Below are 16955 nucleotides of genomic sequence, written 5' to 3' on the forward strand. Positions count from 1 at the left end.
GTGACCGCGCACGGTATAGCGTGTCCGCGGCACAGGTCGCCGCAATCTACGAGGGGGCGCCCGCCACTCTCGATTGAAGAGAACCCCGGAAGGCAATGCCCTTCCGGATGGGAGGACGATGACGCAGTCAGCACCACAGTCGCCCACCAACCCCATTGCCACCAGCCTGCCAGGCTGATCCGGGCAACGTGTTACACTCCGGCGTCAGAATTTCCGGCACGGCCCAAGAATGCCCTCCGCGAATACCCCGTCTGTTTCCTCATTGCGTATCTATTTCCGGCTCCTGGGCTATCTGCGCCCTTTGCTCGGCCTGTTCCTGATCAGCCTGCTGGGTTACCTGATGTTCGCATCATCGTCACCGATGATGGCTGCAATTCTGAAATATTTCGTCGATGGACTGAATGCGCCCAGCGGCGAAACACAACTGGCCGTCCCGCTGCTTGGCGAGATCGACCTGATCTACAGCATGCCCCTGCTACTGGTGATAGTCGTCACCTGGCAAGGAATTGGCTCTTTTCTCGGCTCCTACTACCTGGCAAGGGTTTCGCTGGGACTGATCGATGATCTGCGGCGCGTCCTTTTCGACAGCCTGCTGCGCCTGCCGAACGCCTATTTCGACCAGCATAACTCGGGGCATCTGATCTCTCGCATCACCTACGATGTGACCATGGTCACCGGCGCGGCGACCGAAGCCATCAAGGTGGTGATACGCGAAGGAATGACTGTCATCTTCCTGTTCGGTTATCTGCTGTGGATGAACTGGAAACTGACCCTGGTACTGGTCGCCATCCTGCCGGTCATAGCCCTGATGGTCAGCCGCGCCAGCCGCAAGTTTCGCAAGCAGAGCAGGAAAATACAGGCCGCAATGGGCGATCTGACGCATATCGCGTCGGAAACCATCCAGGGCTACCGGGTGGTGCGCAGTTTCGGCGGCGAGGATTATGAATCGGCGCGCTTCCGGGCGGCCAGCGCAGACAACACCGCCAAGCAGTTGCGCATGGTCAAGACTGTTGCCGGCTACACGCCGGTGCTGCAATTTGTCACCTTCAGCACGATGGCTGCGCTGCTGATACTGGTCCTGTTGCTGCGCGGCGATTCCTCAGCCGGCGACTTGGTCGCTTACATCACCGCGGCCGGCATGTTGCCGAAGCCGATTCGCCAGTTATCCGAAGTCAGTGCCACGATTCAGAAAGGTCTGGCGGGTGCCGAGAGCATCTTCGCCCAACTCGACGAAGTCCCTGAACCGGATCATGGCCACGTCGAAAGGGATCATGTCAGCGGTCATCTGCAGATCAAGGACCTCTCTTTCGTCTATGCCGGGACTACGCAATGCGTGCTCGACGGGGTCAGCCTCTCGGTCACGCCCGGGCAGATGGTGGCGCTGGTCGGGCGCTCGGGAAGTGGCAAGTCGACCCTGGCCAACCTGATTCCCCGCTTCTATCGCCACAACTCCGGCCAAATCCTGATCGACGGCGTCGACGTCGAGGACTACACCTTGCTCAACCTGCGTCGGCATATTGCGCTGGTGACACAGCAGGTGGTGTTGTTCAACGACACCATCGCCAACAACATCGCCTATGGCGCCCTTTCGACAGCGCCGCGGGAGGCGATCGCAAAGGCCGCCGAGGCAGCCTTTGCGAGCGAGTTCATTGACCGCCTGCCGGATGGCTACGACACGCTAGTTGGTGAAAATGGCGTGATGCTGTCAGGCGGGCAGCGCCAGCGCTTGGCGATTGCCCGGGCACTGCTAAAGGATGCACCGATCCTGATTCTCGACGAAGCAACTTCGGCACTCGATACCGAATCGGAACGTCACATCCAGGATGCCCTCGATCGGGTGATGGCCGGGCGAACGACACTGGTTATCGCACACCGCCTGTCGACCGTCGAAAAGGCTGACCAAATCCTGGTCATGGAACAAGGGCGCATCGTCGAACGTGGCACCCACTCGGAGTTGCTGGCCGCGAATGGCCACTACGCACGCCTGCACGCCATGCAGTTTCAGGACGATGCGGTATTAGCCAACGAAAAGGCTCCAGACAGCAAAGCGGAATAAGCAGTCAGCCATGGAGCCCTTCTTGCGAAAGTTATTGCGAAAGTTAACTTGATGAACACGAGCCGAGCACCCAGCACCGATATGGTTGGAGAAGCACTCAACACCGAAGGCTTCCAGATGATTCAGGATCTCACCCGAGAATTGGCGGGTGACTTTGCCTTTCCTACCTGCTTCGAAGCAGCCCTCCGCCTACGCCAAGCATTGCAGAATCCGGATCTGCCCATTTCCCGAATCAGCAACATCGTCAGCGGCGAACCCCTGGTTGCCGCCAAGCTGATGCAGTTGGCCAATTCAGCCCTCTACAAAGCCCACCACGCCCCGGTCATGGATCTCAAAGCCGCCATCGGTCGTCTGGGCATCGACATGGTACGTACCACAGCCCTGGCCATTGCCATGCGCCAGTTCATCCGTTCGAAAGAAATCCTGGTCTTTAACGACCTCGCTCTCGCACTCTGGGAGCATTCCCTTAAAACTGCCGCGGGTGCTCGCATCCTGGCCCGCAACCAAACGCTGATCAACCAGGATGAAGCTCTGCTGGCTGGTCTGGTGCACAACCTCGGAGCCTTTTTCTTGCTCGGCCGCGCAGCCCGGTATGCGAAGTTGCGTGCCGACCCGATGTCCGTGAAGCAACTCATCGCGCAGTGGCATGAAAGCATCGGGGTCACGCTGCTCAGCACTCTTGGCATACCCGGAGAAATCGTCGACGCCACCGTTGATCACAGCCAGCCGTGGTTAGTCCCGGAAACGATACTCACATTGGCAGACATTGTTTATATCGGCAACATCCTCACCGGCGCCCATGTTGAATGGCTTCATCAAGATTTTGACCTGCAGGGAGGCGGCTTCGAAGTCGTCCGCAATATCTTTGGTGGAATCCTGCCGGAAATTGAATCCGATGCACGGGCAATGCAGGTCATCTATCGATAAGGCCGGCTGCGATGATGAAGGCAAGGAGGCGTCCGGTTCAACATCTCTGTCCAGGGTCTGGAATTCTGCAGACACCGGATGGAGGCCGTTGAATCAAGCCGCCGGCAGGTGATCGTCAAGCCAGTGCCGGAGAATCGAAGCAGCCGGCCAGTTGCGCAGAAGACGGGCACGATCACGCCGCCATGCACGCGTATGTGCTCCCGGCAAACGATGCTGAACGACCGCATCAAGATCGATGAGCAGAATGCGCCCCGCATCCCACAGCAGATTCGTCGCCTTGAGATCCCCGTGGCTGATGCGCTGCCGGTGCATCGACTCGAACAAATTCAGCATGGCCCGTGCCTCTTCCGCAGGGGGGACCTGGTCGGGAGATAAATGCATCAGCAGATTCGGCCCCGGGCAATATTCGCAGACCAGCCAGGCGCGACGGCGCAGTGGCCCGCAGCGTTCCTCAATCAGCGCCAGCGGCGCCGGCGTCGGTATCCCGAGAAACTGCAGCCGATGCCCTTCCTGCCAGGAATGCCAGGCCCTGCTCGGGCGCCACAGGCGGCCAAGCGCGTGACTCACCCCCTTGAGGTTGTAGCGCTTGATCAGCAGCATGCGGTCGCCAACGAGCACACGGGAGACCGTGCAGGTACCACCGTCCTTCAAGGTCAGACCCGCGCTGATCGCGCAGTCTGGCGCATCGAGCAACGGCGCCAACACTTCTGCATCCTGACGCAGCACTGCGCTGAAGCGAGTGAAGCTCTGCTCGACAGCGAATAACGTGCAATCACGAACGGTCTTGGCCAGAAAATCACGCAAACGCCAAGCCCTAACGCGCGCGACCTGGCTGCGCAAGGCCGGCAGATCGGGCGACACTTCCCCCGCCCCAGCCCGATAAGCCGGCAGAAGTGCCGCCCACCGATCTTCCCATTCGACAGGCAACTGTGCCAGCAGCACGGCCAGATTGGCACAGGCGTCCGCCATCGGCATCGCTTGTGGCTGACTGACGACGCGCACCGCGTCGCCGTCGATGACTAGCAAGCGACCGTTGTGGCGCAGAAAATTCGCCAGATGCAGGTCGTCCTGCACCAGCCCAGCGGCATGAAGACGCCCGACTAGGGTGAACGCCGGCGCCAGGAGCGACAGCGTTTCGTCGTCAGCGGCGGTGCGCCCGGCAACGCGTGACCAGCATTCGGCCAGGCTCTCGGCCGGATCAAGGAAGTCTGTCAACAGCGCATGACCGCCGCCAGCCATCGGCATGGCGGCGACCAGTGCAGGCGTCGGCAAGCCGGCAAAAACAAGGGCTTCGAGGCCCGCGCGTTCCTGCCGCCAGCGCTGCTCGCTGCGGCGCCCGATGAACAGCTTGGCGAGTACCCGGTTGCCGGCGAGTTCGGCCTCTCCGACCAGGCGCTTGCCGGGCAGCACGCGAAACAGGCGAAGCATTTCGAGCTGACGCCCATCGGCGAGCGCCACCCGAAAAGGCAGCGCTGGATGGCGACCAGCAGTCTGCAGGGTGCTGGCCAGGGTCAGTGCGTCCAGGGCCATCGTCGCTCACACAGGCCAGGCGTCATGGGCAGGGTCGTCAGGGCAGGGCCGCCTTCTCGCGACCTGCAATAAAGCGCACGATCGGCGCCGCTGTAGCCCTTGACGTAGTAGCGCCTGCCTCCGGCGCTGACGCTCAGCACGCGGCTTAGAGAGTCATGGGCAATCAAGTCGCCTTCAAGCGCAAAAACGCGATCGATCTCACCGAAAATGGTTGCGACGACGCTGGCAGCGTCTTCGGGATTCAGGGAGCAGTTGATCATGTCATTTCCCCCGCGGCGGACTTGCGTGCGAAACGCGTCTGCAAACGTTGTTGTTCGCTCGCCAGCGAGGCGAGCAATGGGGCCTCCTCGCGCAGCAACAGGCGTAGCGGCCGAACAAAATACGCGGCCAGAAAGCACAACAGGTCACGTTTCGTGAGGCCGATGTCGAGTACCGAAAAATAGAGCGCGGCAAGGTCTTTGTCGCGCCAGCGGCGTGGCGTTCTGGCCCGGAGCTGGGCGCGATGCAGATCGATCAGCGACAGCCTGAAACTCTCCGGCGTCGGCTTCGGGTCGAGGTGCAACAGGAAGTGGCAGAGATAGAGGTCTCGATGGTTGACGCCACCCTGGTGCATCCGCCTCACCGAATCGGCCACACGCCTGATCAGCGCACGTTTCAGGCGAATCGCAGGAGGATTGTTCGCCCAGCCGAGACAGTAGTCCTCGAGACTGACCGTCGGCGTCAGTTCTTCGGTGACGATGAACGAGAGTTGCCGCGCCGGGTTGCTACCGCGCCGGCCGAAAGCGACGGCATGCATGCTGTCGATACCGAGTTCCTGCAGCCGTCGGATTGCCTGCCACTCGTTCTGTGCGCCGAGAACCGGCAAACGCAGCGAGAGGAGATTTTTGAAAATCTCCCCCCACCCGATGCCGCGATGGATCTTGACGAAATAGCCACGGCCTGCAATCTCGTTGCGCAAGGTGCGGCGCCCCTCCAGTTCGCGAAACACCTGGCCTTCGAGCGCCTCGACGGCGGAAAAAGGATCCTCGCTCGCCCACAGCGAGCGAAAGGGTTCTTCGAGACACAACTCGTCAGTGCTCATTGCCGGTCTTTGAGGATCACCTCGGCCGCCCGTTCAGCATTGCAGTAGATGTCGGCCTGATCGGCAAAAGCCAGTCCGTTCTTCTGCCAACGCCGTCGCGCCGGCAAGTCATCGAGCATCTGCACCAAGTATTGATCCAGGCACACTTGCTCGAAAGGCTCGGGAACGACCAGACCGGCGTCAGCCTCGGCAATGTAATGCGCGTAACCGCAAACGGCGGTGGTCAACACCGGCAGACCGGCAACCACCGCTTCGAGAAGCACCGTGCCGGTGTTCTCGTGGTAGGCGGGATGAATCAGCAAGTCGGCACCGAGCAGAAAACGCGGAATGTCGCTGCGCCCGCGCAGGATGCTGACACGTTCGGCCAGTCCGAGGGCACGCGCCTGACCCAGGAAGAGTCGGGCATCGTCATCACCGATGGCGATCAGCCGGCAACGACCGCGGAGCACGGGGGGCAAGGCGGCGAGTGCTTTCAGGCTGCGATCGAGCCCCTTGGTCTTGAAGCCGGAACCGATCTGCAGCAACAACAGATCCTCCTCCTGCAGAGCGAATTCGTCGCGGAATTCGGCCCGGATTGCCGGGGCCTCGGCTGGCGCCCGCCGATCCTGGGCGATGCCTGGCGGCAGCAGATGGAAGCGCGCATCGGGGGTGCCGTAGTATTTCTGGAAAAGCGGTTTCTGCCGCGGTGAAATCAGCAGAATCTCGGTTTGGCCAGGCGCTGCAAAAACCGCACGCTCGTAAGCCGAGAAATGGCGGTAACGCGCCGTCATCCGGTAGAATGGATTGCGCAGCATGCGCGTCCTGGCCTGGTCTTCATAACAGGGGTCGGCAGCAAAATAGACGTCGAGGCCCGGCATCTTGTTGAACCCGACGACCCGATCGGCCGGGATTTTCGCCAGATCGATCCCGATCCAGGAACTGAACTTTGCATAGCGGCGAGGATTGGTCAACGCTCGCACCGGCACCCGTACCACTTCGAAACCGGCCGGGATATCGCCTCGCCATTCCAGTGTGTACACCCGAATGACATGGCCGCGCGCCTGACAGGCGAGCGCGATGCGCAAGAAATCCCGTTGCAGGCCACCATACGGAAAGTATTTATAGAGGCAGAAGGCAATCAGCATCAACCCCTGCCCCCACCATTGCTGCCCGCCGCGTGCTGCGGCGCATCTTCGCCCACACTGGTCGGCGCCGCCCCCGACGGCGTGCTGCCACGACGCTGCTTGTAACGGTTGTAACCCCAGAGATACTGCCCTGGGCACTGGCGAATCAGATGTTCGATCTCGTGGTTGATCTGTTGCGCACGCTCCTCGATGGTACCGTGGATCGGCTGCGTCGGTTCCTGCAGGTGGAAATGGTAACCTGCTCCCGCAGGCAGTCGTTCAGCCCAGACCATGATCACGCTGGCACCGCTCTCGACCAGCCGTGCCGCCAGAGTCATCGTATAGGCGGGTCTGCCGAAGAAGTCGAGCCAGCGACCTTCGCCCGCTTTTGGCGCCTGATCGGGCAGCATGCCGACGGCTTCGCCGCGTTTGAGAGCCCTGATCAGACTGCGTACCCCGGACAGATCGGCAGCCGCCAAATGTAACTGGGCACGCGCCCGCCCGGCTTCGATCATGGCCTGCAGCCAGGCCTGCCGGGGTGGCCGGTAAAGCACCGTGATCGGAGCATGCGTGGACAGGTATTGCGCGGTGATCTCGAAACAGCCGAGATGAGGCGTCAGGTAGAGGATCCCCTTGCCGCGTCGGGAAGCGGCTTCCACCAGTTCCCAGCCGGATATCTCGACGACACGCGCCGCTGTCTCGGCAAGCGGTCGCAGCCAGATTCGGGCCAGTTCGAGCGCGCCCTTACCGGCTTCGCCGATGGCCGTCGAGCGCATCCGTCGGGTTTCGTCCGCACCGAGTGCGAGCAGCATATTTTCGCGCATGTGCCGACGATAAGTCGGCGACAGCAGCCAGGTCAGCCAGCCGAGGAACGTGCCGAGCACATGCAGCCACGCCAGCGGCAGGTGGCTGAGAAGACGAAACAGGGTGATCACGCGCGAGTCCGGATGTGAGAAAGTTGGCAGCGGGCGGTCAGAACATTTTGACCCGCCGAGAAAAGTAAAATTATAATTATCCATCCGCCGAGTTAATCAGGACAACTTGCAGGGCGGAGGGCCGCTGAAGCGGCCACCAAAATACTGCTAAAGCGTCGTCAGCTCGCACCCCGAAGCCGGCCACGCAGCCGTTTCGGGGTTTTTCATTTGGAGCAGACCTAGCGTGAGCAAAGAGTATCTTTTCACTTCGGAATCGGTTTCCGAAGGCCATCCGGACAAAGTTGCCGATCAGATTTCCGACGCCATCCTCGACGCCATTCTGGCCGACGATCCGCCGGCCCGGGTCGCCTGCGAAACCCTGGTGTCGACCGGTTTGGTCGTCATCTCGGGCGAAATAACCACCAAGGCCCATATCAATTATCGCGAAATCGCCCAGGAGGCGGTTCGCCGCATCGGCTACGACGACTCCGAAATCGGCTTCGACTACAAAAGCTGCGCAATTCTGACAGCAATCAACCGTCAATCGCCGGATATCGCACAAGGAGTCAACGAAGGGCAGGGAATCGACCTCGACCAGGGGGCTGGTGACCAGGGGCTGATGTTTGGCTACGCCTGCAACGAGACCTCGTCATTGATGCCGCTACCGATCCATTACGCGCACCGGATCATGCAGCGCCAGGCCGAAGTACGTCGCGACGGTCGTCTGCGGTGGCTGCGGCCGGACGCCAAGAGCCAGCTCACGGTCAGATATGCCGATGGCCGACCGGTGGCGATCGACACTATCGTCGTGTCCACGCAACACAGTCCAGACGTATCACATGCCCAGATCTCGGAAGCCGTGATCGAGGAAGTCATCAAACCGGTGTTGCCGCCGGAACTGCTGACTGGCAAGACCCGTTATCTGGTCAACCCGACCGGCCGCTTCGTGGTCGGCGGCCCGCACGGCGACTGTGGTCTGACCGGCCGCAAGATCATCGTCGATACCTATGGCGGTGCTGCCCGGCATGGCGGCGGCGCCTTCTCGGGCAAGGATCCATCGAAGGTCGATCGCTCGGCGGCCTATGCGGCTCGTTACGTGGCGAAGAACATCGTCGCCGCCGGTCTCGCCGAGCGCTGTGAAGTGCAGGTCGCCTACGCAATCGGCGTTGCCCGGCCGGTATCCTTGATGGTCAACACCTTCGGCACCGGCAAGGTCAGTGACGAACTCATCGTCGAACTGATCGGCAAACACTTTGACCTGCGTCCCAAAGGAATCATCCAGTCACTCAACCTATTGCGCCCGATCTACCGAAAGACCGCCGCCTATGGCCATTTCGGTCGCGACGAACCCGAGTTCACCTGGGAGGCCATCGACAAAGCTGCGGCGCTGAGAGCGGAAGCGGGTCTGTAGCCTGCAGGCCTATGACAAAAGGGGCAATTGTCCCCCTCGCGACATCAACCCAGGCACGGGCACGGCGGATTGCGAGTTTATGATCCGCCGTATCGTGCGTGCTGCACGGGTGCGGGGACTGCAACTATGTCGCCCTGCGCCGGGCAAAACAAGACTCAGCGATGCTGGACTATCCGACTGTTTACGCTTCCACTCTCCTCGATCGTCTCCTCCCCTACTCCGAACCCTCATCATCGATGCTCCCGGTGGTCGGATGCGCGAGCCACTGCCGCATTGACCCCTGCCATCCTGCCCGCACAAACGCCCGCCGCCGTTTGGAAATTTACTGGCTTGGCGATAGACTTGACTGAAAGGGAGAGACCATGACCAAGCATGTTGAAAACCTGATTCTTGGACATTCAGGTACATTACGCGCAGGGCAGGACCGTTTGGTGCGCCGTGGCCAGTGCCAGATCACGGAACCTTGTTCATGAGGCGTCGTGACACGATAGTTCGTCGTGCCTTTGTTCTTGACTCACGCCAGCTTGGCGGCCGTGTGGTCATCGGCGCCGGTTTCAAGTTCGCGGGCATCGCACTGCGCACATTGATCACCTTCGGTTCGCTCGCAGTCCTGGCGAGATTGCTCGAACCCGCGGACTTCGGCTATGTCGCGATGGCCACGGTGGTGACCGAGTTCGCCGCGCTCTTCAGTACTTTTGGGATGACCAACGTGCTGACCCAGCGTCAAGTCATCAATCGTTTGCAAATCGACACCGTATTCTGGGCATCGTTCACGCTGGGTGCCGTCTTGTCCGTCTTTGTCTTCGCCGTTTCCTTCCTGATGGGCTGGCTTTTTGCCGAGCCGCGCGCAGGCGAGTTGATGCGCGTGCTTTGCTTCAGCTTCCTGCTTGGCGGCATGACCAATGTGCCGAATGTCCTGCTGGCACGTCTCATGATGTTCCGTACCGAGTTCTGGATTCAGAGCCTAGTGAATGTGATCCGTGCGCTGGTTGCGATTGGCATGGCCTACGGCGGCTTCGGCGCCTGGAGTCTTGTCAGCGGTGCGCTCGTTAGTGCGGGCATGACCGTCGTTCTCGGGTTTCTTGTGGTGCGCTACGTTCCACGTTTCAGATTCAGTTGGCACTATCTGAGCACCAGCTGGAAAACCAGCGGGATTTATCTGAGCGCGGGTCTCCTGTATTACGCCAACATGAATATCGATCTGTTGATGGTCGGCCGCAGCCTGGGAGCGGTCTCCCTGGGCTACTATCAGAATGCCAGGTCACTGACGGATGAAATACGTGCTCGGATAGCCGCACCACTGCAGCAGATTCTATTTCCGGCATTCTCGAGCATTCAATGCGAGATGGAGCGACTTCAGCAGGTGTTCATCCGCAGTGCGCGCGTTATTGCAACGCTGATACTGCCGGTTGGTTTCGGTGTTTCCGCGATGTCCGCCGATATCGTGCCGGTCCTCTACGGCAACCAATGGCTAGAAATGATTCCGCTCGTGTCGACGTTTGGGCTGAGTGCAGCCGTGCGTGGTTCAACGGCAATTTCAAGTCCCCTCCTCAACGCCAGCAATCGCGTCGGTCTGGCATTAAAGTACAACGTGATTGGTTCGCTTCTGTTCTTTACGGGAGGGCTGGTGGGACTGCAGTTTGGCGTTGAATGGGTGGCTCTCGCTGCCCTTTTCGCTTCAGTCTATACCCTTGTCCCTTTGCGAGTGGCGATCGGCATCCTCGGGCTCTCAACGAGAGATCTGCTCTCAATTCTGGGCGCACCAATCGTGGCAGCAAGCGTACTATGGGGCGCGATTGCTGTCGCCCGCCCCCTGACCTTGGCGATTGGCACCTCACCGATCATGATGCTCGTTTGCCATGCAACCATCGGCCTGCTTACCTACCTTCTGGTTCTCTTGATTCTTTCCCGGCAGCATATCAAGGATTTCCAGGATGTACTCAAGCAGATTCTCCACGTCAGGCGTGCTCGTATTGGCGGCTAACGATGATGGCTACGCCAGCGACTCCACAGTTACTCTTGCCCATGCAAGCGATGACCATTTTCCTCCCCTCTTTCCCTCCCCTGTCTGCGGATGAGGCGAGATCCGCGGGTCGCTGGCGAGACGTCTACATTCACAGGCGGGGCATGCTAACAGGCTGTAGTCTCAGCGAGGAATGTGTCGACGGCATTCGGAAAGTCCCTGGTGAACGGCTACAACCAAGCTACAGTCCGAGGCGGAAATGAGTATCGAGTCGTTTACTCACTTGGCACGACTCACTGGTGCGGTATCCCCTCCTGCACCTGGACTTTACGACGGAAGTTGGCCAGGCTTGTTGCGTCGCGGACTGCAAATCGCAGTAAATGCTGTCGAACTGCTTCGCTCTCGTGGAACATTCGTGGCTGTTCACGGGGCAGGAGTTCCTATGGCGATTGGACGGGTCCGCGCGGACGAACGGCTAAGTGTGCGTGCCCTACTGAGCGGATCATGCATACTGCGCGACGCCCGACTCACCCTACTGGCCGATCGACTGGCAATTGATAGGAACACCCAACTCGAACTCTTCCTGGCCACCGAAGATGTTCTTGTCGTTTTTGGCGAGCGGTCGGGCGCCACCCTGGCCATTCACATCAGCGCTAACGAAGATCATCTGAGCCGTCAAAGGCAAGGCCTGGAAACGGCCCGCAAAGTCCTTGCTAAATGTCATGCCGACAATTTCATCCCGCGGGTTATCGAATGGCGCCGGGTTGATGGCGCGTGGGTCTTATTTCAGGAACGGCTTGGGGGGCGCACCGTCAATCCAGCCCGCCTTTCGGAACAGGCGCTGGAGGGATATATAGAGGCTGCGCTGAAGCCTCTGTTATGGCTTGACTCCCTTGCAGAACCTTGTGACGAGGGTGCAGATTTCCAAATGATCTTCGACGGACTTCGAAACCTCGAATGCCACTCGGCTCTCTCTGCACAGATCAGACGGCCGCTCGAAGCCTTGCGGAGCTGGCCCGAGAGACGGAATTTCCGAACGGTGCTCGCTCATGGCGACTACTGGTTTCAGAACCTGCTTTTTGCCGAAGATGACTCACCCGCGCTAAGCGGCATTATCGACTGGGAGCGCTGCCGTATGCGTGCTCTACCCGGAGCTGATGCCCTGTACCTGGTCGCGTTCGGTTTCTCGCACTGGCGCGGTTGCCCTGAGTTTCAGGTGCTGTGTGACCTCTGGGACGACCGCTGCGAGCCATTCCTTAGACGGCTGATCGAACGGGTGTGTACAGCCTTTCGCATGTCGACTGACGACTTGCGTTTTGTTGCCATTTTGATGTGGCTCATGCACTTGCGGCTGCGAGGGCCATGGATGATGGAGTGGCCGGCAGCTAAACACCAGGAGTGGGTCACCTTGCCAGCAGCCAGCGCTGGACGGTGGTTGAGCCGTACCGGGTCGTAAAATCGATCACATGCATAAAGGGGACAATAGTGAATCATGATCACAACGTAGGGAACTCGGGGTGTCACTTGCTCCCTTTACTATCTTTTCGACCTAACCAGTTGAGATACGAGTATCGGTCGTCAATCGCCGGTTACGCGCACAATTTCGAGCGCGACCTCCAGATGTTCGTATTATGGGAAACCTCCCGCGAGCACTGGCCAGCCATTCTTGATGACATTCAAAGCCGTTTTGTTGTACTCGACGTGCGGTACATTGCGTGGCCCGAACAAGAAGTGGACGATTGTTTCCTGCGCCTGTATGGGATGCCGCCAGAGGGCTCCTCAAATGGCGCTCAGGGGTTCAAACGGAGGCAAATCTGTGGATCTGGGCCCTTTGCCCTCGTAGTCGTAGAAGATACGGCTCCCGTCTATGTGTACGCCCGGACCTTCTCCAAGAAGGTCGAACTGGTTAACCGCTCCGTTGTTGCTGCCAAGTCTCAGTACCGCGAATGGACCGGAGGAGGCTTCCGAATTCACTCGAGCAACTCGCTCGGGGAATTCTTTAGAGACATGAGCCTGCTGGTTGGCACTATCGAACTCGAGCGGTTGCTGGACCTTCATGAACCATTCTCGGATGTGCCCAGCACGGTATCAGCGAGTCTGGCCGGTACCGGCGGATGGGAATCACTCGCGGTGCTGTTCAGACACCTGCTACGTTCAGTGGACTACGCGGTCCTGCGCAACTTCGAGGAGTTGCCGGCAGATCTGCCCAGTGGTGATGCCGATATAGACGCACTGTGTAGGTCAGCGCACGAGTTTTCTGCTGTAGCCAATGCCAATATCCTGGTCGACAAATGCGGCAAATTCTCATGTGTCACACAAGTAGGGGGCATGCCACTGCAATTTGATCTGCGCTCGGTCGGGGACAACTATTACGATACGCGATGGGAAGCCGACATGCTTGCACGTGCGCAGGTGCATGGTGACTGCGTGATGGTCCTCGCCCTCAACGACCACTTCTTCTCGCTCATGTATCACGCGAAAGTCCACAAGAGAGAGACGAAGGCCATCTACCGCGAGCGTCTGACCCGGATAGCATCCGAACTCGGCCTCTCACAGTTCGAGGGCACGGACATCACTGCCGATGACACGGCAGCCGAGTTGCTGGCCGGGTTTCTGGTTGCTAACGGCTATGGATATACAGCACCTTTGGACATATGGGTGCAATTGAATGCCGATTTTGTGCGCCGTCTGCGTGCTCAGGGATCACTGTGGGCAAGAGAACTCATCCGTGACCGTCTGACCGTCTCCGCGGCACTGGCGCGCGCACCTTTGCTGTGGCGAGTACACCGTCAGTTGGCCGGGCCAGCAACACAGGCTATCCGCTTTCTGCGGAAACTAGCGTATCGATGATCGCCGACGGAGCGCAGTCAAATTCAGTGATCCTGCTGCTGCGATTCGGTCAGTGCTGTGGACTCCCCTCAGAAGGAGGATCGGCGGAATTGATCTCCGGGATTTCCTCGCCCGTCTGTTTGCTTTCCTTGCTTTCCTCGGCAATGCTTTCTGGTGGTGGTGGCTTTCTTATCGGCTTGATATCCGACAGATCACCGCCAAGTGATTGATATTGATCACGAAGCACTCTTGCACCAGGGCTGTATTCTAGTCCCGACTTTACCAGCTGCTTAGCCGCAACCTTCTGTCCCGATCGGATCAGGAACTCTGCCCAGGCTGAATAAGCTGGCCAATAATCCGGCTTAATCGCTCGAGCCCGGGCAAACGAAATGTTGGCATCTTGAAAATCCGAGCGTAGCAATTCCGCCTCGCCTTTCCGGGTAAGGATTTCTGGGAGCAGAACGAAATCCCTCGCATGCCCATCGACGTGCCTGATAACAAACTGGTAATCCGCAACAACCGTCTTCAGCAGGAATTTTCTTTCGCTTGCTGACGTTCGGCTACGAAGGGCACGTTGAAGATTGATCTGCCCCCAACAATAATGGTGAATGGCCTGGAAGCCCTCCCGACCCAGTCGCGCCTCCCACTGTAGTCTTTCGGAGGTATTATGTTTCGGGAAGAGTTGAGCGTAGGGGCAATAGGGCGGAATCAGCGCCATCTCTTCCTTGGTGATATCACCCGCGGGTTGGGCTGAGGCGACAGTCAACATCCCCATGAATATTGATACAAATACTATCACTCGCAACTTGAACGCAGAGAAGCACCCTCTCGAGATCATGCTCCTAGACTTCATTTCTTCTCCCATGTTCCACTCTCGGTCATCCTTCTCACACTTCAAGAAGTCTCGTCTACTCGGCGCGACCAAGCGTCAACCGCGCAGCAAGCCGGACCACATTCCTTGCATTGCATGCGAGCTTGTTTGCGAATGAATAAGTGGGCAAAGAGGTCGGAGAACTCGCAATCGTGTCGTAGCGCTCGATGTATTTTCGCTTCAGTACCGCGAGGTCATAGTGTTCAAGCACGATTTTTCTGCCACGTTGCCCCAGCGCCGCCAGAGTTGACCGATCCGTATCGCGAAGGGCTTTGGTCAGAGCGCCGGCCTGACGCATGTCGATGAAGATTCCTTCCTTGACAATGGCGCGCTGATTCCTGTGATTGGTGCAGATCACCGGCAGACCCATTGCCATAGCCTCAATGTAGACAATTCCAAAGGTCTCAAAAACAGAACCGAGGGTAAACACATTCGCGGCGGCGTATGCCTTGGGCAAATCGCTGTGCTGAACCTTGGTGAAAATGATTCTTTCACCCATCAGGCGCTTGCCAAGGGCCTTGATCTCGGCGGTGTCCTTGGTTTCCTGGCCGACGATCAGCAGATACGCATCCTTAATGGCCGAGACTTCTTTGACGACATAATCCATGCGCTTGTGCCCATAGGCGATAGCGCCGACGCTGATCACTACAAATGCATTCTGCGGAATGTCATGCTGGGATCTAAAATCAGAAACCACCTCAGGGTGAAAAACGCTGACATCCACGCCATGTGGAATCATAAACGACTTGCCTTTGGCACTATAAGACAAATTGAGTTCGGTATGTTCCTGAACGAAATCACAGCGCGGCAGGTCTCTGGCAGGTATTGCTCCACCGTTGGAAAACAGGATCTTCGGGGTAGACCTGAACAAATGACGATTATCATAAATGATGTTGCATACTTCACGTTCCAGGCAATGAACGACATCAAACGCCCCTTCTAGTAAGGGTTTAAGCGCGGCATAGGCAAAAGTTTCGCCCTCTATCCGGCAGCGCTCTCCTTCAGCAATTGCCGCGGCCCACTTGGGAGACGCCACGACGTGAACGTGATCAAGACATCCGGCATTGCGCGGAATATTGTCAATCACCCACTCCCTCGGCGCAGACTTGCCCCCACCCTTGAAGAGAGTAATGTCAACCGAGTCTCCCAAAAGTGTGAAGAGATCACGTGCAAATACTTCGTGCCCACGATAGACATTGCCCAATCCGGAACATAATAGTGCAACTTTCATTCTTCATTTCACCTTGAGAAAAGTCTCGACCGGCGCAGATCACCCATGCAATATCTTTGGTTACTTTTGGCTAAACAAAGATCCTGCAAAGGTGCTGATGAGCACTTTCCATCCCTTTGCATGGGTAAGGTCGATACGTAGTGCCGTCAGGGCAGCCTGCCGGGCACGAATAAAATTACCGGCAGTAAGGTGGACACACGCGAACTCGCTCCAGGTATTTGCCAATGCACGATCCACGTCCGCCTTGCGTGCGCTGCTGCCGTCTGGCGAGAGGTAACCCCAGCGTGCCAAGGCACGGCTGATCACCAGGCCACGATGGTTCTCCTGGACAATTGACCTTGTAATACTCGTGGGATGCAGCCGATACAGGGCATACGGGAATGCCACATGCAGAATCTGGGTTACGCGGGAGATGCGCAACCAAAGATCATAGTCTTCACCAATCCGCAGGCTTTGATCAAACGGGCCTACTTCAGAGAATACCGATCGATGCACCAACACGGTCGATGTCCACACTGCACAATCAAGTAACAACTGAGGATAGATCCAGCCGCTCACGCCGAGCCAGCGCTTGCGATCACCCGAGCGCCTTTGCAATGCCGCCAGAAAGGCGGGTTCCGGCGAAGGTTCAGTGCTGGTCCAAAACTCGAAGGCAGTGTGACACATGCGCGTGCCGGGTATGGCACTTAGTGTATCCCACTGTGCCTGCAGCTTGCCTGGCAACCATATGTCATCAGCATCAAGGAAAGCGATCCAGTCGCCCTGTGCGCATGCGATGCCATGGTTGCGCGCGACAGCAATGCCCTGATTGCGCTGCTGCACCAGCCTGACCTCGGGAAAACTGGCACAAATGAGCTCGGCCGAGCGATCCGAGGAGCCATCATCGACCACCACCACTTCGAGATTTGGCCAGTCCTGCGCGAATACGGAGGAAATCGCGGAGACAATGTATCGTTCTGCGTTATAGCAGGGAATGATGACAGAAATCTTGGGGGTCATTGACATCGGTTTGCATGGACGTGTTTAAGCAACGGCACGG

The 16955-nt window shown here is 58.5% G+C and carries 14 protein-coding genes; 6 read left to right on the forward strand and 8 right to left on the reverse strand.

Annotated elements, in window-relative coordinates; genetic code table 11:
* The first annotated feature begins 229 nt into the window (after nucleotides 1-229).
* Together msbA and AW06_RS03005 are read left to right on the forward strand one after the other, a co-directional pair.
* A complete protein-coding gene (msbA, locus tag AW06_RS03000) occupies nucleotides 230-2056 on the forward strand; it encodes a lipid A export permease/ATP-binding protein MsbA (protein WP_034945378.1) in 1827 nt (608 codons plus the stop codon).
* Nucleotides 2057-2107: 51 nt separating this feature from the next.
* On the forward strand, nucleotides 2108-2983 hold the full coding sequence (locus AW06_RS03005) for an HDOD domain-containing protein (RefSeq protein ID WP_138677652.1): 876 nt from the start codon (nucleotides 2108-2110) through the stop codon (nucleotides 2981-2983).
* A gap of 93 nt (nucleotides 2984-3076) precedes the next feature.
* Here the strand turns inward: AW06_RS03005 and AW06_RS03010 are convergent, their stop codons facing one another.
* Genes AW06_RS03010 through AW06_RS03030 form a run of 5 tightly spaced genes read right to left on the reverse strand, consistent with a single transcriptional unit; the run spans nucleotide 3077 to nucleotide 7632 of the window.
* A complete protein-coding gene (locus AW06_RS03010) occupies nucleotides 3077-4513 on the reverse strand; it encodes a lipopolysaccharide kinase InaA family protein (RefSeq protein WP_273704333.1) in 1437 nt (478 codons plus the stop codon).
* Nucleotides 4495-4773 (reverse strand): hypothetical protein, encoded by a 279-nt coding sequence (locus tag AW06_RS03015; RefSeq protein WP_034945381.1) that lies wholly within the window; start codon nucleotides 4771-4773, stop codon nucleotides 4495-4497. The genes AW06_RS03010 and AW06_RS03015 overlap by 19 nt, the downstream gene beginning before the upstream one ends.
* A complete protein-coding gene (gene rfaP, locus AW06_RS03020; protein WP_034945384.1) occupies nucleotides 4770-5594 on the reverse strand; it encodes a lipopolysaccharide core heptose(I) kinase RfaP in 825 nt (274 codons plus the stop codon). Before rfaP ends, AW06_RS03015 begins: the two co-directional genes overlap by 4 nt.
* A complete protein-coding gene (locus AW06_RS03025; RefSeq protein WP_034945387.1) occupies nucleotides 5591-6718 on the reverse strand; it encodes a glycosyltransferase family 4 protein in 1128 nt (375 codons plus the stop codon). The genes rfaP and AW06_RS03025 overlap by 4 nt, the downstream gene beginning before the upstream one ends.
* The gene (locus AW06_RS03030; protein WP_273704334.1) at nucleotides 6718-7632 is read right to left on the reverse strand and encodes a lysophospholipid acyltransferase family protein; all 915 of its coding nucleotides are present in this window, start codon (nucleotides 7630-7632) and stop codon (nucleotides 6718-6720) included. The genes AW06_RS03025 and AW06_RS03030 overlap by 1 nt, the downstream gene beginning before the upstream one ends.
* 223 nt (nucleotides 7633-7855) lie before the next feature.
* On the opposite strand from AW06_RS03030, the gene metK reads away from it, so the two are divergent.
* From metK to AW06_RS03050, 4 genes are all read left to right on the forward strand, one after another.
* Nucleotides 7856-9022: a methionine adenosyltransferase gene (gene metK, locus AW06_RS03035; protein ID WP_034945390.1), complete on the forward strand. Its 1167-nt coding sequence runs from the start codon at nucleotides 7856-7858 to the stop codon at nucleotides 9020-9022.
* Nucleotides 9023-9557: 535 nt separating this feature from the next.
* Nucleotides 9558-11006, forward strand: a complete 1449-nt coding sequence (locus AW06_RS03040; protein ID WP_273704335.1) for a lipopolysaccharide biosynthesis protein — start codon at nucleotides 9558-9560, stop codon at nucleotides 11004-11006.
* 421 nt (nucleotides 11007-11427) lie between these two features.
* Nucleotides 11428-12441, forward strand: coding sequence for a phosphotransferase (locus AW06_RS03045; RefSeq protein ID WP_034945395.1), 1014 nt, complete (start codon nucleotides 11428-11430; stop codon nucleotides 12439-12441).
* A 164-nt stretch (nucleotides 12442-12605) separates the two neighbouring features.
* Nucleotides 12606-13835, forward strand: a complete 1230-nt coding sequence (locus AW06_RS03050; RefSeq protein WP_273704336.1) for a hypothetical protein — start codon at nucleotides 12606-12608, stop codon at nucleotides 13833-13835.
* Nucleotides 13836-13884: 49 nt separating this feature from the next.
* Here AW06_RS03050 and AW06_RS03055 read toward each other — a convergent pair whose 3' ends face one another.
* The 3 genes from AW06_RS03055 to AW06_RS03065 are packed head-to-tail and all read right to left on the reverse strand — an operon-like array spanning nucleotide 13885 to nucleotide 16915.
* A complete protein-coding gene (locus AW06_RS03055) occupies nucleotides 13885-14667 on the reverse strand; it encodes a hypothetical protein (RefSeq protein ID WP_046535643.1) in 783 nt (260 codons plus the stop codon).
* A 55-nt stretch (nucleotides 14668-14722) separates the two neighbouring features.
* Nucleotides 14723-15916 carry a glycosyltransferase family 4 protein gene (locus AW06_RS03060; protein ID WP_034945404.1) on the reverse strand — a complete coding sequence of 398 codons (1194 nt, stop codon included), beginning with the start codon at nucleotides 15914-15916 and terminating at the stop codon, nucleotides 14723-14725.
* A gap of 60 nt (nucleotides 15917-15976) precedes the next feature.
* On the reverse strand, nucleotides 15977-16915 hold the full coding sequence (locus tag AW06_RS03065; RefSeq protein ID WP_273704337.1) for a glycosyltransferase: 939 nt from the start codon (nucleotides 16913-16915) through the stop codon (nucleotides 15977-15979).
* Between the last annotated feature and the right edge of the window lie 40 nt (nucleotides 16916-16955).

Source organism: Candidatus Accumulibacter cognatus (assembly GCF_000584975.1).
Lineage (GTDB): Bacteria > Pseudomonadota > Gammaproteobacteria > Burkholderiales > Rhodocyclaceae > Accumulibacter > Accumulibacter cognatus.

Bases quoted from the DNA above. Each gene is read 5' to 3' on its own strand.
- msbA (WP_034945378.1), top strand. From the start codon at position 230: ATGCCCTCCGCGAATACCCCGTCTGTTTCCTCATTGCGTATCTATTTC.
- AW06_RS03005 (WP_138677652.1), top strand. From the start codon at position 2,108: ATGAACACGAGCCGAGCACCCAGCACCGATATGGTTGGAGAAGCACTC.
- AW06_RS03010 (WP_273704333.1), bottom strand. From the start codon at position 4,513: ATGGCCCTGGACGCACTGACCCTGGCCAGCACCCTGCAGACTGCTGGT.
- AW06_RS03015 (WP_034945381.1), bottom strand. From the start codon at position 4,773: ATGATCAACTGCTCCCTGAATCCCGAAGACGCTGCCAGCGTCGTCGCA.
- rfaP (WP_034945384.1), bottom strand. From the start codon at position 5,594: ATGAGCACTGACGAGTTGTGTCTCGAAGAACCCTTTCGCTCGCTGTGG.
- AW06_RS03025 (WP_034945387.1), bottom strand. From the start codon at position 6,718: ATGCTGATTGCCTTCTGCCTCTATAAATACTTTCCGTATGGTGGCCTG.
- AW06_RS03045 (WP_034945395.1), top strand. From the start codon at position 11,428: ATGGCGATTGGACGGGTCCGCGCGGACGAACGGCTAAGTGTGCGTGCC.
- AW06_RS03050 (WP_273704336.1), top strand. From the start codon at position 12,606: ATGTTCGTATTATGGGAAACCTCCCGCGAGCACTGGCCAGCCATTCTT.
- AW06_RS03055 (WP_046535643.1), bottom strand. From the start codon at position 14,667: ATGAAGTCTAGGAGCATGATCTCGAGAGGGTGCTTCTCTGCGTTCAAG.
- AW06_RS03060 (WP_034945404.1), bottom strand. From the start codon at position 15,916: ATGAAAGTTGCACTATTATGTTCCGGATTGGGCAATGTCTATCGTGGG.
- AW06_RS03065 (WP_273704337.1), bottom strand. From the start codon at position 16,915: ATGACCCCCAAGATTTCTGTCATCATTCCCTGCTATAACGCAGAACGA.